The sequence below is a fragment of the Allobosea sp. 117 genome (assembly GCF_000702305.1).
Lineage (GTDB): Bacteria > Pseudomonadota > Alphaproteobacteria > Rhizobiales > Xanthobacteraceae > Ancylobacter.
Genome location: NZ_JNLC01000018.1, coordinates 61992 through 84265, shown reverse-complemented (window position 1 = coordinate 84265; position 22274 = coordinate 61992). Strand labels below are relative to the sequence as shown.

The 22274-nt window shown below is 67.7% G+C and carries 22 protein-coding genes and 1 tRNA gene; 12 read left to right on the top strand and 11 right to left on the bottom strand.

The window, feature by feature from the left end:
- The first annotated feature begins 2 nt into the window (after window positions 1-2).
- From U742_RS0120405 to U742_RS0120375, 7 genes are all read left to right on the top strand, one after another.
- Window positions 3-839, top strand: coding sequence for an ABC transporter ATP-binding protein (locus U742_RS0120405; RefSeq protein WP_051661382.1), 837 nt, complete (start codon window positions 3-5; stop codon window positions 837-839).
- Entirely contained in the window at window positions 832-1656 is an 825-nt protein-coding gene (locus U742_RS0120400) for an ABC transporter permease (RefSeq protein WP_248310445.1), read from the top strand. The genes U742_RS0120405 and U742_RS0120400 overlap by 8 nt, the downstream gene beginning before the upstream one ends.
- Window positions 1657-1776: 120 nt before the next feature.
- Window positions 1777-2283 carry a xanthine phosphoribosyltransferase gene (gpt, locus tag U742_RS0120395; protein ID WP_029356438.1) on the top strand — a complete coding sequence of 169 codons (507 nt, stop codon included), beginning with the start codon at window positions 1777-1779 and terminating at the stop codon, window positions 2281-2283.
- A gap of 7 nt (window positions 2284-2290) precedes the next feature.
- Window positions 2291-2692: a hypothetical protein gene (locus tag U742_RS0120390; RefSeq protein WP_051661381.1), complete on the top strand. Its 402-nt coding sequence runs from the start codon at window positions 2291-2293 to the stop codon at window positions 2690-2692.
- Window positions 2693-2784: 92 nt separating this feature from the next.
- On the top strand, window positions 2785-3195 hold the full coding sequence (locus U742_RS0120385; protein WP_029356435.1) for a DoxX family protein: 411 nt from the start codon (window positions 2785-2787) through the stop codon (window positions 3193-3195).
- A 90-nt stretch (window positions 3196-3285) separates the two neighbouring features.
- On the top strand, window positions 3286-4980 hold the full coding sequence (locus U742_RS0120380) for a formate--tetrahydrofolate ligase (RefSeq protein ID WP_029356433.1): 1695 nt from the start codon (window positions 3286-3288) through the stop codon (window positions 4978-4980).
- 12 nt (window positions 4981-4992) lie between these two features.
- Window positions 4993-5077 (top strand) — tRNA-Leu (locus U742_RS0120375).
- A gap of 47 nt (window positions 5078-5124) precedes the next feature.
- Here the strand turns inward: U742_RS0120375 and U742_RS0120370 are convergent.
- The 8 genes from U742_RS0120370 to U742_RS0120335 all read right to left on the bottom strand — a co-directional run bounded on the left by U742_RS0120370 (window position 5125) and on the right by U742_RS0120335 (window position 12400).
- On the bottom strand, window positions 5125-5805 hold the full coding sequence (locus U742_RS0120370) for a flavin reductase family protein (RefSeq protein ID WP_051661380.1): 681 nt from the start codon (window positions 5803-5805) through the stop codon (window positions 5125-5127).
- Window positions 5802-6488 (bottom strand): GntR family transcriptional regulator, encoded by a 687-nt coding sequence (locus U742_RS0120365; RefSeq protein ID WP_029356429.1) that lies wholly within the window; start codon window positions 6486-6488, stop codon window positions 5802-5804. Before U742_RS0120365 ends, U742_RS0120370 begins: the two co-directional genes overlap by 4 nt.
- Window positions 6489-6611: 123 nt before the next feature.
- Window positions 6612-7124, bottom strand: coding sequence for a nucleoside deaminase (locus tag U742_RS0120360; protein ID WP_029356427.1), 513 nt, complete (start codon window positions 7122-7124; stop codon window positions 6612-6614).
- A gap of 47 nt (window positions 7125-7171) precedes the next feature.
- On the bottom strand, window positions 7172-8260 hold the full coding sequence (locus U742_RS0120355; RefSeq protein ID WP_029356424.1) for an ABC transporter ATP-binding protein: 1089 nt from the start codon (window positions 8258-8260) through the stop codon (window positions 7172-7174).
- A 14-nt stretch (window positions 8261-8274) separates the two neighbouring features.
- A complete protein-coding gene (locus U742_RS0120350) occupies window positions 8275-9087 on the bottom strand; it encodes an ABC transporter permease (protein ID WP_029356422.1) in 813 nt (270 codons plus the stop codon).
- Entirely contained in the window at window positions 9084-10013 is a 930-nt protein-coding gene (locus tag U742_RS0120345) for an ABC transporter permease (RefSeq protein WP_081853121.1), read from the bottom strand. The genes U742_RS0120350 and U742_RS0120345 overlap by 4 nt, the downstream gene beginning before the upstream one ends.
- A 27-nt stretch (window positions 10014-10040) precedes the next feature.
- Complete coding sequence (locus tag U742_RS0120340) at window positions 10041-11171, bottom strand: ABC transporter substrate-binding protein (RefSeq protein WP_029356417.1); 1131 nt, start codon at window positions 11169-11171, stop codon at window positions 10041-10043.
- Window positions 11172-11470: 299 nt separating this feature from the next.
- On the bottom strand, window positions 11471-12400 hold the full coding sequence (locus U742_RS0120335) for a LysR family transcriptional regulator (protein ID WP_029356415.1): 930 nt from the start codon (window positions 12398-12400) through the stop codon (window positions 11471-11473).
- 158 nt (window positions 12401-12558) lie between these two features.
- Between U742_RS0120335 and U742_RS0120330 the strand changes: the two genes are divergently transcribed.
- On the top strand, window positions 12559-14097 hold the full coding sequence (locus U742_RS0120330; RefSeq protein ID WP_029356413.1) for an MFS transporter: 1539 nt from the start codon (window positions 12559-12561) through the stop codon (window positions 14095-14097).
- 70 nt (window positions 14098-14167) lie between these two features.
- On the opposite strand, the gene U742_RS0120325 is transcribed toward U742_RS0120330, so the two are convergent.
- Together U742_RS0120325 and U742_RS22700 are read right to left on the bottom strand one after the other, a co-directional pair.
- Window positions 14168-15547 (bottom strand): aminotransferase class III-fold pyridoxal phosphate-dependent enzyme, encoded by a 1380-nt coding sequence (locus U742_RS0120325; RefSeq protein WP_051661378.1) that lies wholly within the window; start codon window positions 15545-15547, stop codon window positions 14168-14170.
- A 160-nt stretch (window positions 15548-15707) separates the two neighbouring features.
- Window positions 15708-16445 carry a GntR family transcriptional regulator gene (locus U742_RS22700; RefSeq protein ID WP_051661377.1) on the bottom strand — a complete coding sequence of 246 codons (738 nt, stop codon included), beginning with the start codon at window positions 16443-16445 and terminating at the stop codon, window positions 15708-15710.
- A gap of 374 nt (window positions 16446-16819) precedes the next feature.
- Here U742_RS22700 and U742_RS0120315 point away from each other — a divergent pair, with 374 nt between their 5' ends.
- From U742_RS0120315 to U742_RS0120300, 4 genes are read left to right on the top strand one after another with little or no spacing between them, the layout of a single operon-like run.
- On the top strand, window positions 16820-17761 hold the full coding sequence (locus U742_RS0120315; protein WP_029356407.1) for a branched-chain amino acid--2-keto-4-methylthiobutyrate aminotransferase: 942 nt from the start codon (window positions 16820-16822) through the stop codon (window positions 17759-17761).
- 50 nt (window positions 17762-17811) lie between these two features.
- Complete coding sequence (locus tag U742_RS0120310) at window positions 17812-18858, top strand: amino acid ABC transporter substrate-binding protein (protein WP_248310444.1); 1047 nt, start codon at window positions 17812-17814, stop codon at window positions 18856-18858.
- A 50-nt stretch (window positions 18859-18908) separates the two neighbouring features.
- On the top strand, window positions 18909-20015 hold the full coding sequence (locus U742_RS0120305) for an amino acid ABC transporter permease (protein WP_038362266.1): 1107 nt from the start codon (window positions 18909-18911) through the stop codon (window positions 20013-20015).
- A 3-nt stretch (window positions 20016-20018) separates the two neighbouring features.
- Window positions 20019-21068, top strand: coding sequence for an amino acid ABC transporter permease (locus U742_RS0120300; protein ID WP_051661376.1), 1050 nt, complete (start codon window positions 20019-20021; stop codon window positions 21066-21068).
- Window positions 21069-21071: 3 nt separating this feature from the next.
- Here U742_RS0120300 and U742_RS0120295 read toward each other — a convergent pair whose 3' ends face one another.
- Window positions 21072-22169 carry an acyltransferase family protein gene (locus tag U742_RS0120295; RefSeq protein ID WP_029356399.1) on the bottom strand — a complete coding sequence of 366 codons (1098 nt, stop codon included), beginning with the start codon at window positions 22167-22169 and terminating at the stop codon, window positions 21072-21074.
- Window positions 22170-22274: the final 105 nt, after the last annotated feature.

The following is a 22274-nucleotide window of genomic DNA, read 5'->3' as shown; positions in this document are numbered from 1 at the left end:
CCATGGATGGCGGGCGCGGACCCTTCCGCGAGGTCTCGGCACCGCTGAGTGTCGACAAGGTCTTCCTGCGCTATGCGGGCGATGCCGGCATCGTGACGGCGGTGGAGGACGTCTCCTTCGCCGTGGAGGAGGGCGAGCGGCTGGTGCTGCTCGGGCCGTCCGGCTGCGGCAAGTCCACCCTGCTGCGCGCCATCGGCGGCTTCCTGCCCGTCGCCGAGGGAGCGATCCGGCTCAACGGCAGGCCGGTCACGGGCCCCGGCCCCGACCGGATGATGGTGTTCCAGGAATTCGATCAGCTTCTGCCCTGGCGCACCGTGGCCGGCAACGTCGCCTTCGCGCTGCGCAAGGCGCGAGGACTGCCGAAAGACGAGGCGTGGCGGCGGGCTCGCGAATGGGTCGGCCGGGTCGGGCTCGCCCGCTTTGCCGACGCCTATCCGCACACGCTCTCCGGCGGCATGAAGCAGCGCGTCGCCATCGCCCGCGCCTTCGCCGTGCAGCCGGCCATCCTGTTGATGGACGAGCCCTTCGCCGCGCTCGACGCGCTGTCGCGCCGGCGCATGCAGGATGAACTGCTTTCGCTGTGCGAGGCCGCCGGCTCGACGGTGATCTTCGTCACCCACGGCATCGACGAGGCGGTGCGCATCGGTACCCGCATCCTCGTGCTGTCGCCGCATCCCGGCCGGCTCGCGGCCGAATACCTCGTGCCCGAGGCGGCGCGCGAGCGCGGTTCCGCCGCCTTCGCCGAGATCGAGGCCGACATCCATGCCCGCGTCTTCTCCGGCACGCCGCCGGAGCCGCAGGCGGTGCTTGCGGATTTTCGGGAGCCGAGCCTTGTCTGACCACGCCCTCGACGCGCCACGCCGGGCTGCATCCGGCGCGCGGTTCCACCTCTCCACCTCGTTCTGGCGGCGCGCCGTCATCCTCGCCGCGCTGGCGCTCGCCTGGGAGGCCTATGCGCGCTGGCTCGGCAACGGCCTGCTGCTGCCGACCTTCGGCGAGACGCTCGCCGCGCTGTGGAACTCCTCGATCAATGGCGAGCTGCCGGCGCGGGTGGCGACCTCGCTGTCGCTGCTGCTGGCCGGCTACGGCATCGGCATCGCCGTGGCCGCGACCCTGACGGCGCTTGCCGCGCTGTCGCGCTGGGGCGAGGACCTGCTCGGCCTGCTCACCTCCATGTTCAACCCGCTCCCCGCCATCGCGCTGCTGCCGGTGGCGCTCCTGTGGTTCGGCATCGGGCCGCCGAGCCTGATCTTCGTCATCGTCCACGCCGTGCTCTGGCCGCTGGCGCTCGCCTGCCATGCCGGCTTCCGGGCGGTGCCGCCGACGCTGCGCATGGCTGGGCGCAACATGGGCCTCGCCGGGCCGTCCTATGTGTTCGGCCTGCTGATCCCGGCCGCGCTGCCGGCGATCCTCTCCGGTCTGCGGCTCGGCTGGGCGTTCGCCTGGCGCACCCTGATCGCCGCCGAGATGGTGTTCGGGGTGAGCGCGCGTTCCGGCGGCCTCGGCTGGTTCATCTATACGAACCGCGCGCAGCTCGAGACGGCCAACGTCTTCGCCGGGCTACTCGTCGTGGTGCTGATCGGGCTGGCGGTGGAGAACGTGGTGTTCCGCACCCTCGGCCGGCTGACCATCCAGCGCTGGGGTCAGGAGAGCTAGCCGCAGGTTCTCGTCGCGCTGATCGAACCCGCGTGTTCGCCCCACTGGAGCCGGCCGCGCGCAGCGGCTAATGATGGCGCCTCGCGCAGCCGCGCAATGCCTTCGAGGATGCCGCCTTAAATGTCCGATACGCGCCAGCAGAAAGCCTTCCCGGTATCATGGGACCAGTTCCACCGCGACGCCCGCGCCCTTGCCTGGCGCCTCGCCGGCGCGGGGCCGTTCGAGGGCATCGTCTGCATCACCCGCGGCGGGCTGGTGCCGGCGGCCATCGTCGCCCGCGAGCTGGGCGTGCGAATGATCGAGACGGTGTGCGTGGCGAGCTATCACGACTACCAGACCCAGGGCGACACGCTGATCCTGAAGCCGATCGCCAAGGCGGTGACCGATGCGGCGGGCTCGGGCGGGCAGGGGCTCCTGGTGATCGACGACCTCGTCGACACCGGTAAGACGGCGAGCGTGGTGCGCGAGATGCTGCCGAAGGCGCATTTCGCCACCGTCTACGCCAAGCCGCTCGGCCGGCCGATCATCGACACCTTCATCACCGAGGTGAGCCAGGACACCTGGATCTATTTTCCGTGGGATATGGGGCTGAGCTTCCAGCCGCCGATCCGCGACGGCGTGGCGTGAGGCGCAAATGGCTGGCTTCAAGGATGAATTCGGCGGCGACGATCCCGAGGACGAGGGCCTCGACGATTTCGAGGAGGTGTATGAGAGCCACCGCCTCGCCATCTACGACATGATCCTCGCGTATGGCGACGACCAGGATCTGAGCGACGGGTTCCTCTCGCAGCTCATCTCCGACATCGGCCTGTCGCTGCGCATGGTCGCCTATGCCTCGGAGACCGAGAAGCCCTCGGTCGGCGGGCTGCGGCTCGATCTCGACCGCTACACCCGCGAGCTTGGCGATTCCGTGCGCGAGGCGAAGAAGGGTGCCGCCGAGTTCATTGCCGAGGCGCGGCAGGCCCGCGAGGACGAGGAGCGCGCCGCCGCCGACGATGCGGCGAGCGACGAGGGCGGCGGGGACAAGACGCAATAGCCGGGGACGGCGTCACGCGGCGCCTCGCCACGCCGTTCGGCGCAGGCTATGCGGATGGGTCGCTTTCGGCCTCCAAGGACACTCGACCCGCCATGACGCCCGCCATCATCTCCGCGACCCTGCGTTCGCCCGTTACCGCCTTCGTGGGCCGCCTGCTGCTGGTCTTCATGTTCCTCGGCAGCGGCATTTCCAAGCTCGTCGACTTCGCCGGCGCGCAGGCGGAGATGGCGCAGTTCGGGCTCAACCCGCCCTGGCTGTTCGCCGTCCTCACCATCATCACCCAGCTTGCCGGCTCGGTGCTCATCCTGCTCAACCGGGCGACCTGGCTGGGGGCCGGAGCGCTCGGAATCTTCACGCTGCTGACCATCCCGATCGCGCATCATTTCTGGTCGATGGAAGGCCAGATGGCGCAGATGGAGTTCTATTTCGCCATCGAACATCTCGCCGTCATCGGCGGCATGCTGCTCACCGCCGTGCTGGCCGAACGCACGGCGCGGCCATAGCCCATAGGTTCCGCGACCGTTTGGAGCACCTTGAAGGCCGGTGCCGATCCCGGATATGCATCGGGCAGTCGAGACGGGAGTGGGAAGCACATGAAGAGCGCGGCGCGCACAGTCGATCCCGGCAGCGACGCCGCCATCGCGGCTTCGATCACCCCACAGCCGATCGAGGCGATCGGCGCCAGGCTCGGCATCCCCTCCGACGAGCTCTACCGCTACGGGCCGCACAAGGCGAAGATCGCGCTCGATCTCGCCCGCCGCGCCGAGGCGAGCCCGAAGGGCAAGCTGATCCTCGTCACCGCCATCAACCCGACCCCGGCGGGCGAGGGTAAGACCACCACCACCATCGGCCTCGCCGATGCTCTGGCGCGGGCCGGCAAGAAGGTGGCGATCGCGCTGCGCGAGCCGAGCCTCGGCCCGGTGTTCGGCGCCAAGGGCGGCGCCACCGGCGGCGGCCGGGCGCAGATCGTGCCGATGCAGGAGATCAACCTGCATTTCACCGGCGACTTCCACGCCATCAGCGCCGCGCACAATTTACTCGCCGCCGCCATCGACAATCACATCTACTGGGGCAACGCGCTCGACATCGACGTCCGGCGCGTGAACTGGCGCCGCGTGGTCGACCTCAACGACCGGGCGCTGCGCCGCGTGACGGTCGGCCTCGGCGGACCGGGCAACGGTTTCCCGCGCGAGGACGGCTTCGACATCACCGTCGCCAGCGAGGTGATGGCGATCTTCTGCCTCGCCCGCTCGCTGGCCGATCTCGAGGAGCGGCTCGGCCGCATGGTGGTGGCGCAGACCCGCGCCCGCAAGCCGGTCACCGCCGCCGACCTGCAGGTGACGGGGGCGATGACGGCGCTGCTGCGCGACGCCTTCCAGCCGAACCTCGTGCAGACGCTGGAGGGCACGCCGGCGCTGGTGCATGGCGGGCCGTTTGCGAACATCGCGCATGGCTGCAACTCGGTGTTCGCCACCCGCGCCGCGCTCGGCCTCGCCGACTATGTGGTGACGGAGGCCGGCTTCGGCGCCGATCTCGGGGCCGAGAAATTCCTCGACATCAAGTGCCGGCAGGCGGGGCTCAAGCCCTCCGCGATCGTCATCGTGGCGACGGTGCGGGCGCTGAAGATGCATGGCGGCGTCGCCTACAAGGACGTCGGCATCGAGAACGTCACCGCGGTGAATGGCGGCGCCGCGAACCTGGTGCGGCACATCGACAACATGAAGTCGTTCGGCGTGCCGGTGGTGGTGGCGATCAACCGCTTCACCGCCGACACGCCGGCCGAGGTCGCGGCGGTCGAGGCGGCGTGTCGCGCGGTCGGCGCCGACGTGCATCTGTGCACCCACTGGGCAAACGGCTCGGCCGGCGCCGAGGGGCTCGCGGCGGACGTCATCCGTCTCGCCGACCTGCCTTCCGCCTATCGCCCGCTCTATGCCGATGAACTGCCGCTGGTGCAGAAGATCGAGACCATCGCGCGGCGCATCTATCGCGCCGGGACGGTGTCGTTCGAGCCGTCGGCGCTGACGAAGCTCGCCGAGTTCGAGGCGCAGGGCTTCGGCGCGCTGCCCATCTGCATGGCGAAGACGCAGTACAGCTTCACCGCCGATCCGACGCAGCGCGGCGCGCCGGAGGGTTTCGTGCTGCCGATCCGCGAGGTCCGGCTCTCGGCCGGCGCGGGCTTCGTGGTGGCGCTATGCGGCGACGTGCTCACCATGCCCGGCCTGCCATCGAAGCCGGCGGCCGAGCACATCTTTGTCGACGAGACCGGCTTTATCGGCGGCATTAGCTGACGGAGCCGGCATGCGGACGTGGCGAAACCGGTAGACGCACGAGACTTAAAATCTTGCGCCGCAAGGCTTGCGGGTTCGAGTCCCGCCGTCCGCACCAGCCGGCTTCGGCCGGCCACCTGTCGCGCCGGCCGGGCGGGCCGGATGCTAGTCGACGCTCTCGCCGGCCCGCGACAACTCCTGCCACTGCGCCAGCGTCGGCGTCGGCATGTTGAAGCGGTCGCGGATGGTCGAGCAGGTACTGCCGCCGAGCCGCGCTATGGCATCGAGCCGCTCTGGATCGACGCGCAGCCGCTCCGGATCGACGACGTCGGCGCGGTAATGCGCATAGACGATCTCGCCCAGGATGATCTGGCGCGACTTGCCGAGCTCCAAGGTGAGATGGCGCCGGCACTCGAAGGCGGCCGGCGCCTCCCTTATCCAGGGCGAGGCGACCTTGACGCCGGGCGCCGCGGTGAAGCCGGCGGCGGCGAGCTCGTCGGTGTCCGGAGGGAATTCGACGGCGCAGACATGCATGCCCTCGGCGAGGGCGTGCGAGACGATGTTCACGGTGAATACCTCGGTGAGGCGTATGTTCGCCGCCGTGTCCTTGAAGGACATGTCGGCATGGTTCTCCACCCCGAGCGCCAGGATTGGCGGATCGGCCGAGAGGCAGTTGAAGAAGCTGAACGGAGCGGCGTTCACGCGCCCCTGCTGATCGACGGTGGTGACCAGCGCGATCGGGCGCGGCACGATGGTGCCGATCATCAGCTTGTAGCGCTCGCGCTCGCTCAGCGCGCGGAAATCGAAGGCGACGGACTGCGTCGCCGGCTCGGCGATCGCGGTCATGCTCCGACCCCCCTGATCCGCGCCGCATAGGGCGCGAGCACGTCGCGGATGTCCCGCTCGGCCTTCTCCTGCAGGAGGGCGCGGCTGGCGACGGCGGCGAGGTGATGGTCCATGAGATGGCAGGCGCGCGCGGCATCGCCGGCGATCAGCGCGTCGACGATCTCGCCATGCTCGCTCACGCCGCAATCGGAGGAGTGCGGGCGGCCATACATGGCGAGGATGAGCGAGCAGCGCGAGACCACCTCGGTCACATAGCGCACCAGCACATGGTTGCCGGTCAGACGGGCGAGAAGGAGATGGAATTCGCCGGCGAGGCGGATCGATTCCACCTCGTTATGGCCGGAGACCTCCTGTTCCCGGGCGACATGGTCGCGCAGGACCCGGATCTCCTCGGCCTTCAGCCTGCCGGCGAGGCATTCGGTGACGATGCGCTCCAAGCCCCGGCGGACGACGAACACGTCGCGCCCCTCGTCGAGGCTGGGATTGGCGACGAAGGCGCCGCGATTGGGTTTCAACTCCACCAGTCCTTCAACGGCGAGACGGCCGAGCGCCTCGCGGGCGATGGTGCGGCTGGTGCCGAAGGCGTCGCCGATGGCGTCCTCGGGAAGCTTGGCGCCGGGCTGGAGCCGCTGCTCGATGATGGCTTGCCGAAGCGCCTCCTGGACCGCCTCGGTGCGGGACATCGCGGTCCCGGCCTCGGCCGGAGGCGGACCTTTCCCCTTCGCCGTCGGGTCATTGACCGAGCGCGAGGCGCCCTTCGATCGCGTGATGCTCATGCTCTTGTCCTGTCGTGTGCTGCAACCGTATCAGCCCGCCGCCCCAGCGGCGGCCGTCTTCCGGGCCTGTGCCCAGTTTTCGAGAATCGCTACCGCATCCGCATCCATCGCCTGCTGTGACGGCATCGCCCGGTCCTCGACAAGGGCGCCGGCGGCCGCGCGCAGCGCGACGACGTCTATGGGATGGCGCTCGGCGCGGGTGAGCGCGGCGAAGGCGGCCCCCGCCTGGCTCATCGAGGCGGCGTAATAGAGCTTCGAGATGCCGGCGACCTCCATGGTGGCGACGCACATCGCGCAGGGCTCGCACGAGGTGTAGAGGTCGCAGCCCGACAGGTCGACGCACTGGAGCCGGCGGCAGGCGTCGCGGATCGCCTCCACCTCGCCATGCGAGGTCGGGTCGAAATGGGCGAGCGAGTGGTTCAGGCCCTCGCCGACGACGGCGCCGTCCTTGACGACGATGCAGCCGAACGGCTCAGTGCCGGGCTCGGTCAGCGCGCGGCGCGATATCTCGATCGCGCGGCGCATGAAGTCTTCGCGGTACATTGTGCCTCCTCCTTGGAAAGTTCAGGCCGCTTGCGGCAGCAGCCGGATCAATGCATCGGACCTGGCTGCGGTAGCAGCCAGGCGTGGCGCGGATCCCAGCTCAGCCGGACGCGGCGGCCCGGAACGAGATCCAGCGCCTCGATCTCGTGCTGCTGCTTCTGCACGCGGAACTCCGCGCCGTCCTCGATCTCGACGAACACGGTCTGCGTCGAGCCGACGAATTCGAGGCCGAGCACCGTGCCGGCGATGCCCGGTCCTCCGGTGTCGGGCGCGAGCGCGATGCGGTCGGCGGCGATGACGAAGTCGCCACGGCTGCCTTCGGGCCTCAGTGCATCGCTCGGCACGCGGAAGTCGCCCAGTGTGCTGCCGACGTCGAGCAGCCCGTCGGCGCCGCCGCGCACTTCGCCGCGGATCAGGTTGTTCATGCCCATGAAGTCGGCGACGAAGGCGTTAGCCGGCGCGCGATAGACGTCCTGTGGTCGTCCGACCTGCTGGATGTGGCCGTCGCTCATGATGACGATGCGGTCGGCCAGCGCGAAGGCCTCCGACTGGGCGTGCGTCACGTAGACGAAGGTGATGCCGAGCTCGCGGTGCAGGCGCGACAGCTCGGTCTGCATGCGCACGCGTAAGTGCGCATCGAGCGCCGAGAGCGGCTCGTCGAGCAGCAGCACGGAGGGCTCGGTCACCAGCGCGCGGGCGATGGCGACGCGCTGGCGCTGCCCGCCGGAAAGCTGGGCGATGTTGCGCCCGGCCATGCCGGCAAGGCCGAGCCTGTCGAGCCAGTCGAGCGACCGCTTGCGCCGCTCGGCGGCGCCGACCTTCTGCATGCGCAGCGGGAAGGCGACGTTCTCGGCCACGGTGAGGAACGGGAACAGTGCGAGGCTCTGCCACACCATCGGGGTGTTGCGCTGGAAGGCGGGTACGCCGCGCATGCTGTCGCCGCCGATGCGGATGTCGCCGCCGCTCGGCTCGTCGAGGCCGGCGATGAGCCGGAGCGTCGTGGACTTGCCGCAGCCGGAAGGCCCCATGATGGCGATGAACTCGCCGGCGTCGATGTCGAGGTCGATGGCGTTCACGGCGTGATGGTCGGGATAGCGCTTGTCGAGCTTGTCGAGCGCGATGAAAGGCGTCGGCATGGGGTTCTCCCTCGTCATGGGTTCGGGTTGCGGCGTCCGGCCCGGACGCCGGTGAAGCGCTGGGCGATGAGCACCAGCGCCACGCTGACGACCAGCACCACCGCGCCGATCGCGTTGATCTTCGGATTCACCTGGCCCTGCAGCAGGTTGAGGATGCGCACCGGCAGCGTCTCGTGCACGCCGCCGACGAACCAGGCGATCAGGAACTCGTCGAACGACACCGCCGCCGACAGGAAAAACGAGGCGATGAGCGCCGGCTTGCAGAACGGCAGGACGACATGGACCAGAGCCGCCGTCGGAGAGGCGCCGAGGTTCCACGCCGCCGGCTCGAGGTCGCGGCTTAGGTCGTTCAGCCGCAGCCTTATCAGCGCCATGGAGAAGGAGGTGGCGATGGCGACATGGCAGGCCATGATCGTCTCCAGCCGTCCGAACAGGCCGATCCGTGACAGGAAGGCGAGCATCGCCATGCCGAGGATGGTGGCCGGCACCGCCGGCGGCACGGCAACCAGCAGCACGAAGGGCAGCTTCAGCCGGAAGCGGTAGCGGAAGTCGAGATAGGCCGCCGCAAAGCCGAGCAGGGTGGACAGCACCGCCGTGCCGCAGCCGACCAGCACGCTGTTGACGAAGGCGTCGCGGATCATCGGATCGGCAAGGATCGCGCGGTGCCATTCGAGGCTGAAGCCGCCCCAGGGGATGGTAGGGAAGCGGTTGGCGTCGAAGGAGAAGACGACGATGACCAGCATCGGCGTCGCGATGAAGAGGAAGAGCAGGCCGAGAAAGCCGAATTGCGCGAGGCGCGAGACGCGGGTGGCGAGGCGGGCGTTCATCGCGCGTCCTCCCGGCGGGCCGTCCGCCCGCGCGCCAGCCACTGGCCGAGGCCGAGCGCCAGCGCCAGCATGACCAGCATGGCGACCCCGATGACCGAGGCGCGCGGCCATTGCGAGCCGGACTTCACCGTGTCGACGATCAGGATGGAGAGCGTCGGCGGCTTGGAACCGGTCATGAAGAGCGGGCTGATGTAGTCGCCGAAGGCGAGCAGGAAGCTCGTCGTCGCGGCGAGCGCGATGGCCGGGCGCACCGAAGGCACGACGACATGGAGGATGACCCGGCCGCGGCGGCAGCCGAGATTCTCCGCCGCCTCGACGAGGGTGCGGTCGATGCCGGCCATCGCGAACACCAGGATCAGCACGGCGATGGGCAGGCTCAGCGTGAGCAGGCCTACCTGCAGGGAGAAGGCACCGCCCAGCAGCGGCAGCGGGCCGATGCCGATTGACCCCAGCACGGCGTTGGCCATGCCCTCCGGGCTCAGCACGATCTGCCACGCATAGATGCGCAGCATGTAGCTGGAGAAGATCGGCACGATGAGGAAGGCGACCGCGAGGTCGCGCATCCGCGGGGTGAGCCGGAAGGCGATGGTGTAGGCGGCGGGAAAGGCCAGCGCGACCGCGAGCACCGTCGTCGTGGAGGCGACAGCGAAGGTGTGCAGGAGGGCGCGCTGGAAGGTCGCGGAGAACAGGATCCGCGACCAGTTGTCGAGAACGAAGGCGGGTTCCAGCCGGAATGACCTGACCTGCCAGAAGGTCACGACGACCAGGAACACCAGCGGCGCCGCGAAGAACACCGCCTGCCACAGCACTACCGGCAGGCTGAGCATGGCCGGCAGCACGGCGGGCGACCCCGCCATGCGCGGCCTGCTCAGCCAGGACCAGCGCCGGATGGCGCTGGCACGCGTCGTCACGGAGGCGGCCGTCATGGCGTGGCTCCTTCGTTCGCGTTGATTTCAGAGGCTCTTGAACTCGCTCCAGGCGTCGTTCCAGTCCGCGATCTCCTGCTGCTTGGGCAACTGGCGGAACTGGATCTTCTTCGCCTTGTACTCGTCCATCACGTTCGGGCCGGTGAGCGTCATGCGCAGGATCTCGGCTTCCTTCGGCATGGTCTGGTTCAACAGCTTCCAGCCGGCAATGGAGGGGATCGACTTCTTGTTGTCGACCTTGGTCGCCATCTTCACCTGGCCTTCCGGCGAGGTGGTGTACTGGATGAACTTGCGGGCGAGATCGCGCTTCGGGGTGCCCTTCACGATGGAGAGCGACTCGGTCCATTGCAGGCCGCCTTCCTCCGGGATGATGGTGTCGACCGGCACGCCGTTCATGCGCAGGCCGAGCGTGATCCACTCGCCGATGCCGGGCACCAGTTGGGCGCGGCCGTTGGTGAGCGAGGAGAAGATGTCGGCGATGGTGTAGAAGCCCGAGGCCTGCGGCTTCAGCGAGAACAGCTTCTCCTTCATGGCTTCGAACTTCGCTTCGTCGATGTCGAAGGGCGGGCGATTGCCGTTGGACAGGCTGATCGAGCCCATGGAGGGCAGATACCAGTCGAAGAAGCCGACCTTGCCCTTGGCCTTGTCGCTCCACAGGGCGGCGTAGGAGGCGACCTCCTTCGGCGTGAACTCCTTGGTGTTGTAGGACAGGCCGAGATAGCCGAAGTCGGTCATCACGCCGTAGAGCTTGCCGTCGAACCAGTGCAGCGGGAAGTTCTGGAACTCCGGCCAGAAATCCTTCAGCGGGTAGTCGGCGGGATCGAGCTCCTCGACGAAGTCGGCTGCATGCAGCAAGTGCATGTACTCGGCGTCGGCCAGCACCACGTCGAACGAGCCGGGCGGCGACTGGTTGATGACGGCGAGCATCTGGTCGCCGCCGACATATTCCTTGATCCGGATCTTGACGCCGTTCTCCTTCTCGAATTGCTCGACGAGATAGGGGTCGGCATTGCCCGGCCAGGAGAGATAATTGAGCACCTTCGGATCGTCGGCATCGGCCGGCGACCAGCGGGAGGTAGCGGCAAGCGCGCCGGCGGCGACGCCGGCCTTCAGGAAGGAGCGGCGACTGATGTCGCCCATGGGAAAGGAAGTGCGCATCGGGTCTGTTCCTGCTTCTGGGTTATATCGCATGCATCAAGTGCATGCGATATTATATGCATGGTGCGTGCCAGATGCGGCTGCAAATGGTTTTCGGGGTGAAATCAGTTGGTTAGCGAAATCGGGGTCGCGCGCTCAGCGACTTCGGATGCCGAGTGCAGCATCGTGATGATTATTTTGCGTGCACTAAGTGCGTGCAATGCATGTCAAGGAATGGATGCTGTTCATCGGCCGGCAACGGCGGATGGGCACTGCGGCCCTCTCGATTTCTCTTTCGGCGCGGGGCTGAAGCGCTCGGATCAACCCGCGTCGTCGTTTTCGCTGGAGAGGACGTCACAGCGTGTCGAGAACAGCGTGTCGCCGATGAAGTCGACGAAGACCCGCACCTTCGGCGAGAGATTGCGGTTGGAGGGCCAGATCAGGCTGAAATGACCCGGGGCGTCGATCCATTCGTCGAGGACGGTTCGGAGAGCCCCGCTGGCCAGCGGCTCGCGTGCCAGGAAATCCGGCATGCATCCGATGCCGAGGCCGGCGACGGTGGCGCCCCGCAACGCCTCCATGTTGTTGCAGGTCATGACCGTGCGCGGGCGCAGCTCGCGCTCGCCGGCGGGCAGATGGAGGGGCCAGGACTGGATCTTGCCGCTGTTGGGATAGCGGAAGCGGATGCCCGTGTGGCGGTCGAGATCACGCGGGCAGGCCGGCGTGCCGTGCTGCGCCAGATAGGAGGGAGCGGCGCAGAGCAGCATCTGGAACGGCCGCAGCCTTCGGGCCATCAGGCGCGAATCCGGCAACTCGCCGCTGCGGATTGCGACGTCGATGCCCTCATCGATCATATCCACTATCCGGTCGTTGAAATCGAGATCGAGCTCGATCTGCGGGTAGCGCGCCAGGAAGCGCGGCAGCACGGGCAACAGGAAATGGTAGCTGACGATCGGCGCGCTGACGCGCAATCGGCCGCGCGGCTGCTCCATGGTCTGGGCGAGCATGGCGCGGGCATCGTCCAGCTCGTCGAGAATGCGCCGGCAGCGCTCATGGAAGGCGCGCCCTTCCTCGGTCAGCCGCAGGCTTCGGGTCGAGCGCTGAAACAGCCGGACACCGAGCTCCTTCTCCAGTCGGGTCACCGCCTTGCCGATCGCGGAGGCCGATACGCCGAGTACCCGTCCGGCGGCGACGAAGCTGCCGAGATCGGCGGTCCGGACGAACGCCATCAGGCCGTTGAGCTGATCCATGCGGGCGAAGATCCTGGAATTTCATTCGAGCCTTTTTGTCCGATAAACTCGGATCATACGGCGCATTGGCCGATATTGCTTCCTGAATATCCTGACTGAAGCGAACCGAGCGCCGGCCTGGCCGGGCGCCGCTTTTTCGAACAGCAAGCAGGATTTCCATGACGCAAGACATCGAGCGGCCCGGCGCGGCCGGGCAGGCGTTCATCCTTCTTTCGGTCTGTCTCGCCGCAGCGGCGATGCCGCTGACCTTCACCGGCGCGGCCGTGGCCCTGCCGTCGATCAGCAAGGCGTTGGGCGGCAGTCCGATCGCGCTCAACTGGGTCACCAACGCTTTCATGCTCACATTCGGATCGACCCTGATGGCAGCCGGCGCGCTCGCCGACGCCTATGGCCGCAAGCGCGTCTTCCTGACGGGTACAGGCCTGTTTGCGCTGCTGTCGGCGGCGCTCGCCTTCGCGCCCGACCTGTTCTGGTTCGATCTCGGCCGCGCGGCGCAGGGAATCGCGGCGGCGGCCGCCTTCTCCGGCGGCATGGCGGCGCTCGCCCAGGAGTTCGACGGGCTAGCGCGGGTGCGGGCCTTCAGCGTCGTCGGCACGAGCTTCGGTGTCGGCCTGGCGTTTGGCCCGATCGCGTCGGGAATGATGATCGACGCTTTCGGCTGGCGCAGCATTTTCGGCATCGTGGTGGCGCTGGCCGCTCTCGCCGTGGTCCTCGGCGCTCGCGTGCTTCGCGAATCCCGCGATCCGCAGGCTGCAGGCCTCGACTGGTCCGGCGCCCTCAGCTTCACCGCGGCGCTCGCCCTTCTCACCTACGGGGTGCTGCTGGCGCCGGAGCGCGGCTGGTCCGATACGGGCGTGATCGGGCTGTTGCTCGGATCGCTGGTCTTTTTCATGGTTTTCACCATCATCGAGCATCGGGTCGCCCGGCCGATGCTGGACCTGACGCTGTTCCGCTATCCGCGCTTCGTCGGGGTGCAACTGCTCGCGGCGGCGCCGGCCTACGCCTTCGTCGTGCTTCTGATCCTGCTGCCGGTCCGCTTCGTCGGCATCGAAGAGCTGGGGGAGATCGCGGCCGGCCAGTTGATGATCGCGCTTTCGGCGCCACTGCTCGTGCTGCCGCTGGCGGCCGGAATGCTGACGCGGTGGCTCGCGCCGGCGACCATTTGCGGCGCCGGCCTGCTGATCTCGGCCGCTGGGCTGTTCTGGCTGAGCGGCGTGCCGGTCGGCGACAGCACGGATGCGGTGTGGCCGATGGCGCTGATCGGCATCGGTATCAGCCTGCCATGGGGGCTCATGGACGGGCTCGCGGTCAGCGTCGTGCCGAAGGAGCGCGCCGGCATGGCGACCGGCATCTTCAGCACCACGCGCGTCGCGGGCGAGGGGATCGCGCTCGCCGCGGTCGGCGCCGTGCTCTCGGGGCTGACGGCGAGGCATCTGGCTGGAGGCGGCGCCACCAATGAGGCCGCGCAGCGGCTGGCAACCGGCGACCTGGAGGGAGCCGCGAGTGCCATGCCAGAGGTCGGCCGGGCGGCCCTGATCCAGGGCTACAGCGCCGCCTTCGCCACGCTGCTGATCGTGCTCAGCGCCATCACGGTCGTCACTGCGGTCGTCGTCTTCGTCTTCCTGAGGCGTCGCGACGAGGACGCGGCCGAGGCGCGCGGCGAGGTCGACGAAGCCCTGTGCACGTCGCAGGCGTGAACCGGCAATCGTCTTTCATTGCGGGAGGCCACGGCAGGAAGGCGTGTCGTCCTGCCGTAGCCTTGGCGCGTCAGCGCGGGAGAGTGGAGAGCGTGGCGTCGAGCGCGAGGCGGAGGCGGCGCGCCAGTTCGCCGATCTCCGCTTCAGTGATGATCAGCGGCGGCGAGAGGACGACGCAGCCCTGCAGAGGACGCACGACGACGCCCGCCGCCAGCCCGGCCTCGTACAGCGTCTGGCTGAGGCCGCCGGGCGCGAGCGAGGGCGAGGCGGCCGCGGGCCCCCTTTCGCCCGGCGGTGCGATCTGCACCGCGCCGGCGAGGCCGAAGCAGCGGGTGGCGGTGACCAGCGGATGGTCCTCGAGCCCGGCGAGCGCCTTCTGCCAGACCGGCATGATCGACTGGACATGGCCGAGGATGTTGCGCCGCTCATAGATGTCGAGGACCTTGAGCGCCACGGCGGCGGATACGGGGTGGCCGCCATAGGTGCTGCCGTGGTTGAAGATGCCGGCGGCGTTGCTGCCGTCTTCGAGATGGCCGTAGAACGCATCCGACATGACGACCGCCGAGATGGGCTGGTAGGCGCCGGACAGGCCTTTGGCGCAACTGATGCAGTCCGGCTCGATGCCGAGTGCCTCGCTGCCCCACATCTTCCCGGTGCGGCCGAAGCCGGTGACGACCTCGTCGGCGTAGAGCCGGATGCCGTAGCCATCGAGCAGCGCCTTGATCTTCTGGAAATAGCCCTTGGGGGGAGGGAACATGCCCGAGGAGACCGACACCGGCTCGGCGATAAAGGCGGCCACCGTCTCGGGGCCGGCCTCCTCGATCACCTGCCTGAGCTCGTCGACCAGGCGGTCGGCATAAGCCTCCTCGGTTTCGCCGGGCAGGGCGCCGATCGGCCATGTGGGGTGCGAGACGAAGAGGCTGTCGCCGGTCGGGATGCCGAACGCCTCCTGCAGGCCGGGGCTCCCGCCGAGTGCGGTGGTGGCGATGGTGCCGCCGTGATAGCTGGCGCGCCGCGAGATGATCTTGCGGCGCCTGGGCTCGCCGGCGACGCGGTTTGCATACCAGGTGAACTTGACCAACTGGTCGTTGGCCTCCGAGCCGGTGGTGGCGAACATCACATGACCACCGCGCACCGGCGAGACCTCGGCGAGCCGCTCGGCCAGCTCCATGACGACCGGCACGGTGCGGTGGATGCCGGAGGGGTACATCGGCAGCGCGCGAAGCTGCTCCACCGCGGCCTCGACCAGCTCCTCGTCGCTGAAGCCGAGATTGACGCAGTAGAAGGTCGAGACCGCCTCGATGTAGTCGCGGCCGTGCTCGTCGAAGGTGTAGATGCCCTTGCCCCGCACGAACATCAGCGGGCGCTCTTCCCGCAGCTTCTGCAGGTTGGAGAATGGCAGCATGGCCAGATTGCCGGGGTGGTTGGCACCCCTTATCGCGACGTTCATCGGCGTCCTCGCTCATGTGTGATCACACGTACGCGAAGGCTAGTGGCGGATCGTGGCGCAGGTCAAGCGGCGAACGTTGTCGTCAGGTATTTGCGCAGTATAATTTCGTCGGCGATGCGTCGTCCGACGAGCCCTCTCCGGCCGCGGCTTCCGCTTGTGATCACGGAGGAGACGTGAAGCCCTGCGACGTTGCCGTGGCCTCGGTCTCGAGCTGCCAGCCGAGGCGGCGATACAAATAGCGCTGATAGGTGAGGATGTCCGAGCGCCTCAGGTCGCGCATCCGCCCGCCGTCGCGCGAGCGCGCGGCCCAAGCCATCTCCATCATGATGTGGGTGGAGAATTCCAGGAAGGAGTAGTCCTCCTGCGCGTCGCGCGTGAGGGCCAGCGCGACGATCGGCGCCATGCGCACGCGCAGCCGCCGGATGAGCGTCGTCATGAAGGGCGAGCCGCACCGGTCGGCGATGAAGAACGACCAGTCGTTGAAGCCGCGGATGTGCTCGAGCATGTGCTGGGTGAAGGGTACTCCCATCTGCGCGGGCCTGACTGCCTCGGACAGCGCATGCAACTGGACGAATTCCCGCTCGGTCGCCCGCAGCACGAAGAGGGCGGCGGCCTCGCCTTCGACGAGCGCGCGCATGCGGAAGATGTCGTCGCAGCTCTGGCGGCTCAGCTCGGGAACCTGGATGACGCGCGCGGACGTGATCTCCAGCGCGTCCTCGGCCACGAGCGAGGAAATGGCATCGCGCACCGGCTGCATGCTGGTGCCGTAGCCGGCCGCCAGCGAGCGAAGGGAGACCTTGGCGCCGGGCAGGAATTCGCCCATCAGCAGCCGCAGCCGCAGGGCGTCCGCGATCTGCCCCGAGAGTGTGCCGGTCTTCGCCGCATCGAGATCGGTCATTGCTTGCCTGTCCAAATTTCCAGCAGCCGGCGAAAGCGCCCCCGCGTGCCGGCTCGCATCGGCTATACCACGGAATTCACTTACGGAACGGCGCGCTCCGATTTGCGAATGATCGTGATCACACGAGGTCGATGGTCATTGGTCGTCAGTAGATATTTGCACATTTTTCCATCCATGTTCGCATATTTTATGCTCACCCGAAGTAATTGACAGCTTGTATGACCTCCTTATAGTTCCTGCATTCCTGCTGTGATCACAGAAGGACGCCGCGCCAACTCCCGGATTTCCGCTGTTCGCCCAGGTGCTGGATGGTGTTGGCGCTCGGCCATGCCATGTCACGGCGGCAGCCATTGCGCCGAAACGGACCAGGTGACATGACCCTCCTGAGCACTTCGCCGACGGACGCCGCCAGTTCAGCCTTCGCCACAGGGGCCGCCTATATGGACGGCGCCTATGTCCCGCTCAGCGAGGCCCGCATTCCGGTCACCGACTGGGGCTATCGCCGATCGGACGTGGTCTATGACGTCGCCAGCGTCTGGGACGGCGCGTTCTTCCGTCTCGACGACCATCTCAAGCGTTTCCGCGCCTCGATGGAGTTCGCGCGGCTGGTGCCGCGGGAGACCGACGCGGAAATCCGCGAGATCCTGCACAAGCTCGTGGCGCTGGCCGGCCTGCGCGAGGCCTATGTCGCGATGGACTGCCTACGCGGGCGTCCGGTGCCCGGCGTCCAGTACCATCCCAAGAACGCGCGGCCCTATCTCGTCGCCTATGCGGTTCCGTTCATCTGGCTCATGAAGCCCGAGGTGATCGAGCGCGGCGCGCACATGATCATCGCCTCGACGCCGCGCATCCCCGAGGCCTCCGTCAATGCGCGGGCGAAGAACTTCCACTGGGCGGACATGACCGCCGCCCTGTTCGAGGCCGATGAGCGCGGCGCCGACAATCCGATCCTTCTGGACGCGGCCGGCAACGTCACCGAAGGCCCCGGCTACAATGTCTTCTGCATCACCGACGGGGTCGTCGCGACGCCGGATCGCAACGTGCTCGGCGGCATCACGCGGCTGTCCGTACTCGAGCTTTGCGCCGAGCTGGGCCTGCCCTGCGAGGTGCGGGACGTGAGCGTCGACGAATTGCGCGATGCCGACGAGATCCTGCTGTCGTCGACCGCCGGCGGTCCCATCGGCGTCAGCCGCCTCGACGGGCGGATCCTCAACAACGACCGGCCGGGTCCGCTGAGCCAGAAGATCCGCGAGACCTACTGGGCCAAGCGGAAGGCCGGCTGGCACGCCGATCCCATCGACTACGCCGCCGCCTGAAATCCCAACAAAACAAAGAGCCCTTCCAACCTTCACAGAGGAATATCGCCGTGACGAAAGCTGGCCGTACTCTCCTCAAGACCATGTTTTCGCTCGCCGGCGGCGCGCTGCTGAGCGCCTCCGCCATGGCCCAGACGATTCCGCCGCCGGGGCCGACGGTGGAGGCGATCAAGAAGCGCGGCGAGCTGGTCTGCGGCGTCGACGCCGGCATTCCGGGCTTCGCCTTCCAGGATTCCTCCGGCGCCTGGAAGGGTTTCGACGTCGCCTATTGCAAGGCGCTGGCCGCCGCGGTGCTCGGCGATCCGAACAAGGTGAAATATGTCGGCACGACCGCCAAGGTGCGCTTCACCGTGCTGCAGTCGGGCGAGATCGACGTGCTGATCCGCGACTCGACCCTCACCTTCGGCCGTGACATCGATCTCGGGCTCACCGAGGTCGCCATCAATTTCTATGCGGGCCAAGGCTTCATGGTGCGCAAGAGCCTCGGTGTGAAGTCGGCGGCCGAGCTCAACGGCGCCACCATGTGCATGCTCACCGGCGCCACGCTCGAGCTCAACATCGCGGACTATGCACGCTCCAAGGGCACGACGATCAACTCGCTGCTGTTCGAGAAGTCGGAGGAGGCCTTCGCCGCCGCCGAGAGCGGGCGCTGTGACGGCTACACCGACGACACTGGCTCGCTCGCGGCGGCGCGCTCGACCATGAAGGTGCCGGACGACTGGATGATCCTGCCGGAAGTGATCTCCAAGGAGCCGCTCGGCCTCCACACCCGCGACGGCGACTATCGCTGGTCCGACATCGTCTTCTGGGTCGACGCCGCGCTGAAGACCGCCGAGGAGTTCGGCATCACCAAGGAGAATGTCGACGAGAAGAAGAGCTCGACCGATCCCTTCGTGCGCCGCGTGCTCGGTCTCGAGGGCGATTTCGGCAAGAAGCTCGGCCTCGACAACGAGGCCTTTGCCCGCGCCATCAAGGCGGAAGGCAATTACGGACAGATCTACGATGCCTATTTCGGCCCGAAGGCCCTCGGCCTGCCGCGCGGCATCAACAACCTATGGAACCAGGGCGGCCTGCATTATCCCCTGCCGTTCCGTTGAGATCGTTCATGGCACGGAAGAGCCGTTCCGGAAACTCCGCGCTGTGGCCGATGAAACCCTCCCACGCCCTGCTCGTGCAGGGCGTGGCCATCGCGATCGGCGGGTTCTTCATCCTGTGGTTCGGGCATAACGCGGCGAGCCATCTCGCGCGCCGCGGCATGCAGCTCGATTTCGGCTTCCTCGGCAGCGTCGCCGGCTTCGGAATGCCGTTCCAGATCCTGTCCTTTGCGCCGACCGACACCTATTTCATGGCGCTGGTGACCGCGTTCGCCAACACGCTGCTGGTGTCGGCGCTGGGTATCGTGACGGCGACGATCCTCGGCTTCGGCCTCGGCGTGATGCGGCTGTCCGGCAACTGGCTGCTGGAGACCGTCTCCAGCGCGATCATTGAGCTCGTGCGTAACACGCCGCAGCTCCTGCAGATCGTGTTCTGGTATGTCGGCGTTCTGCAACTGCTGCCATTGGCGAGGGAAAGCCTCTCCATCGGCGGCTTCGCTTATCTCAATATCCGCGGTCTGTTCCTGCCGGCGCCGATAGGCGGCGCGTGGAGCAGCGTGTTGCTGATCGTCTTCTTCCTGAGCTTCGCGCTGGTGCCGCTGCTGCGCCGCTGGCTTCCGGTCGAGCCGCGCAGGAGCAGCGTCTTCTGGCTGCTGCCGCTGGCGCTGCTCGCCGCCCTCGTCGTCAGCCTGAAGGGCTGGAGCATGCCGGCGCTGAAGGGATTCAACTTCTCCGGAGGCATGGTGCTGCCGCCGGAGCTGGTGGCGCTCTGGGCGGGGCTTTCGCTCTATAGCGCCGCCTTCATCGCTGAGATCGTCCGTGCATCGGTCGAGGCAATCAGCCGCGGCCAGGTGGAGGCGGCGCGCAGCCTCGGGCTCAAGCCATGGCTGACGCTCCGGCTGGTGATCCTGCCGCAGGCGCTGCGGCTGATGATCCCGCAGATCACCAATCAATATCTGAACCTCATCAAGAGCTCATCGCTTGGCGCCGCCATTGCCTATCCGGAGATCGTGCAGATCTTCGCCGGTACGGTGCTGAACCAGTCCGGCCGCGCCATCGAGGTGATGGTGATCGTCATGGGCGTCTTCCTGGTCATCAATCTCGCGGCCTCCGCCGCCCTTGCCCGGCTGAACGAGCGGGTCGCGCTGAAGGAACGCTGATCGATGACCGAGAAGATCCGGCGCTGGATCCATACCAACCTGTTCAGCTCGCCGCTGATGGGCCTGCTGACCGTGTTCACCATCGTGGTTCTGGCCGTCGTCCTGCCGGCGCTGTTCCGCTGGGCCTTCCTCGACGCGGTCTTCGTTGGCTCCAGCCGTGCCGTCTGCGGCGGCGGCGCGTGCTGGGCCTTCATCGCCGATCGGCTGGACCAGTTCATCTATGGGCGCTATGCGCCGGCGGAACGCTGGCGGGTGAACCTCGCCGGGCTCGTGCTCCTCGCCTTCACCGCGCTCGCCATCTGGCCGCGCAATCCCTTCCGTGTGTTGTGCGTGGCGCTGCTCGTCACGCTCTGCCCGGCGATCGTCGGCGTGCTGATGGTGGGCGGCGTGTTCGGCCTCGCCTTCGTCCCCACCGATCAATGGGGCGGGCTTTCGCTCAATATCATCCTGACCTTCGCCACCGTCGCCATCTCGCTGCCCCTCGGCGTGCTGCTGGCACTCGGGCGCCGCTCCGGCCTGCCGGTCATCCGCTGGGCCTGCACGATCTTCATCGAGGTGCTGCGCGGCGTGCCGCTGCTCACCGTGCTGTTCATGGCGATGGTGATGCTGCCGATGTTCCTGCCGGAGGGCATCACCTTCGACCGGCTGCTGCGCGCCATCGTCGGCCTGTCGCTTTTCGTCTCGGCCTATTTCGCCGAGATCATCCGGGGCGGCCTGCAGGGCGTACCCAGGGGGCAGTACGAGGCCGCGGCAGCGATCGGCCTCGGCTTCTGGGGCGCTCACCGGCAGGTGGTGCTGCCGCAGGCCTTCCGGCTGGTGGTGCCGGGCATCGTGAACACGGTGATCGACCTGTTCAAGGACACGACGCTGGTCTCGATCATTGGCCTGTTCGACCTGCTCGGCATCGTCGGCCAGTCGCTGAAGGACCCGAACTGGCTCGGCCTCGGCCGCGAGGGCTACGCCTTCGCCGCCCTCGTCTTCTTCGTCTGCTGCTATGCGATGTCGCTGTTCAGCCAGAGCGTCGAGCGCCGGATCAAGAGCGCCCGCCACTGATCCTCAGGCCGCGTTGTTCAGCGCCTCGGAGGGCTCGCTCACGGGCACGGCGGGCCGTGGCGTGCGCCGCAGCCTGCGGCGCAGGGCGAGGGCGGGCGCCTCGACGAGCTTCCACGAGAGGAAGGCGAGCGCGAAGGTGACGACCAGCGTGAAGGCGTAGATGCCCCACACCGGCAGGGTGCCGGCGAGGTAGGTCGCGCCGAAGTTCGACACCGGATAGGCGTAGAGATAGACGCCATAGGACAGGTCGCCGACACGGTCGACGCGCGAGAGCACCGGAATGCGCAGTCGCGCGATGCCGAGCGACAGCGTGCAGATGAGCAGCAGATTGGCCGCGCGTCCGAGATCGGTGCCGGGGAGGGCGAAGACCAGCGCCGCCGCCACCACGGCCGCCAGCCGGAAATCGAACCAGCGCAGGCTCGACAGCATCGCCAGTGCCGAGCCGAGGCCGAAGCAGAAGGTGAACAGCACGAAATAGTAGCGGTTCACCCATGTGAACAGGATATCCGGCGAGGGGGGCGGCAGCTTTGGAAAGACGACATAGGCATAGATGAAGAAGGTCGCGACCGCACAGGCCATCGCCGCGAGCCTGAGCCGCGGCTGCGGGATCAGGCAGAAGGCGAAGAAGATTAGGTAGCAGATCAGCTCGTATTTGATGGTCCAGAGCGAGCCATTGACCGCCGGCCATATGGCGGTCTCGAACACGCCGGGCAGGGCGATCGGCTGTTCCTGGAAGAACGGGACGAGGTTGCCGAACAGGAAGCGCAGCGTACCCGGATCGGCGAGGAACTGGGCGGGCGGCAGGCGGCCGATGACAAGGCCGAGCGCGATCGAGGCGAGCAGCGCCACGATGAGGCCCGGATAGATGCGCAGCATGCGCGAGGCGATGTAGTAGCGCGCAGAGGCGCCGCGCAGCACGCTCCGCGAGATCAGATAGCCGCTGACGAAGAAGAAGATGGTGACGCCGACGCTCTCCAACGGCAGGTGGACCAGCGGGACCATCGCCAGCGGATTGCCGAGCATACCGTGCAGGTGGCCGACAAGGACGAGCAGCGCGGCGAGCAGCCGCAGCGCGTCGAAGGAATTGCGGTGTTCGTCCATCGCCTCCCGGCCTCGGTCCCGGCCCGGCGTTATCGGCGCCGGCTGCGGGGGCCGCATCTTCGCAAAATGACGCAGCGGCCGCCAGCCTTCCGCTGGCGGCCGGAG

Coding starts and splice junctions, on each gene's coding strand:
- U742_RS0120360 (WP_029356427.1), bottom strand. CDS start 7,124: ATGTACCGCGAAGACTTCATGCGCCGCGCGATCGAGATATCGCGCCGC.
- U742_RS0120370 (WP_051661380.1), bottom strand. CDS start 5,805: ATGACCGCGATCGCCGAGCCGGCGACGCAGTCCGTCGCCTTCGATTTC.
- U742_RS0120335 (WP_029356415.1), bottom strand. CDS start 12,400: ATGGATCAGCTCAACGGCCTGATGGCGTTCGTCCGGACCGCCGATCTC.
- U742_RS0120365 (WP_029356429.1), bottom strand. CDS start 6,488: ATGTCCCGCACCGAGGCGGTCCAGGAGGCGCTTCGGCAAGCCATCATC.
- U742_RS0120405 (WP_051661382.1), top strand. CDS start 3: ATGGATGGCGGGCGCGGACCCTTCCGCGAGGTCTCGGCACCGCTGAGT.
- U742_RS0120300 (WP_051661376.1), top strand. CDS start 20,019: ATGACCGAGAAGATCCGGCGCTGGATCCATACCAACCTGTTCAGCTCG.
- gpt (WP_029356438.1), top strand. CDS start 1,777: ATGTCCGATACGCGCCAGCAGAAAGCCTTCCCGGTATCATGGGACCAG.
- U742_RS0120305 (WP_038362266.1), top strand. CDS start 18,909: ATGAAACCCTCCCACGCCCTGCTCGTGCAGGGCGTGGCCATCGCGATC.
- U742_RS0120390 (WP_051661381.1), top strand. CDS start 2,291: ATGGCTGGCTTCAAGGATGAATTCGGCGGCGACGATCCCGAGGACGAG.
- U742_RS0120355 (WP_029356424.1), bottom strand. CDS start 8,260: ATGCCGACGCCTTTCATCGCGCTCGACAAGCTCGACAAGCGCTATCCC.
- U742_RS0120345 (WP_081853121.1), bottom strand. CDS start 10,013: ATGACGGCCGCCTCCGTGACGACGCGTGCCAGCGCCATCCGGCGCTGG.
- U742_RS0120380 (WP_029356433.1), top strand. CDS start 3,286: ATGAAGAGCGCGGCGCGCACAGTCGATCCCGGCAGCGACGCCGCCATC.
- U742_RS0120385 (WP_029356435.1), top strand. CDS start 2,785: ATGACGCCCGCCATCATCTCCGCGACCCTGCGTTCGCCCGTTACCGCC.
- U742_RS0120330 (WP_029356413.1), top strand. CDS start 12,559: ATGACGCAAGACATCGAGCGGCCCGGCGCGGCCGGGCAGGCGTTCATC.
- U742_RS0120350 (WP_029356422.1), bottom strand. CDS start 9,087: ATGAACGCCCGCCTCGCCACCCGCGTCTCGCGCCTCGCGCAATTCGGC.
- U742_RS22700 (WP_051661377.1), bottom strand. CDS start 16,445: ATGACCGATCTCGATGCGGCGAAGACCGGCACACTCTCGGGGCAGATC.
- U742_RS0120295 (WP_029356399.1), bottom strand. CDS start 22,169: ATGGACGAACACCGCAATTCCTTCGACGCGCTGCGGCTGCTCGCCGCG.
- U742_RS0120340 (WP_029356417.1), bottom strand. CDS start 11,171: ATGCGCACTTCCTTTCCCATGGGCGACATCAGTCGCCGCTCCTTCCTG.
- U742_RS0120325 (WP_051661378.1), bottom strand. CDS start 15,547: ATGAACGTCGCGATAAGGGGTGCCAACCACCCCGGCAATCTGGCCATG.
- U742_RS0120315 (WP_029356407.1), top strand. CDS start 16,820: ATGACCCTCCTGAGCACTTCGCCGACGGACGCCGCCAGTTCAGCCTTC.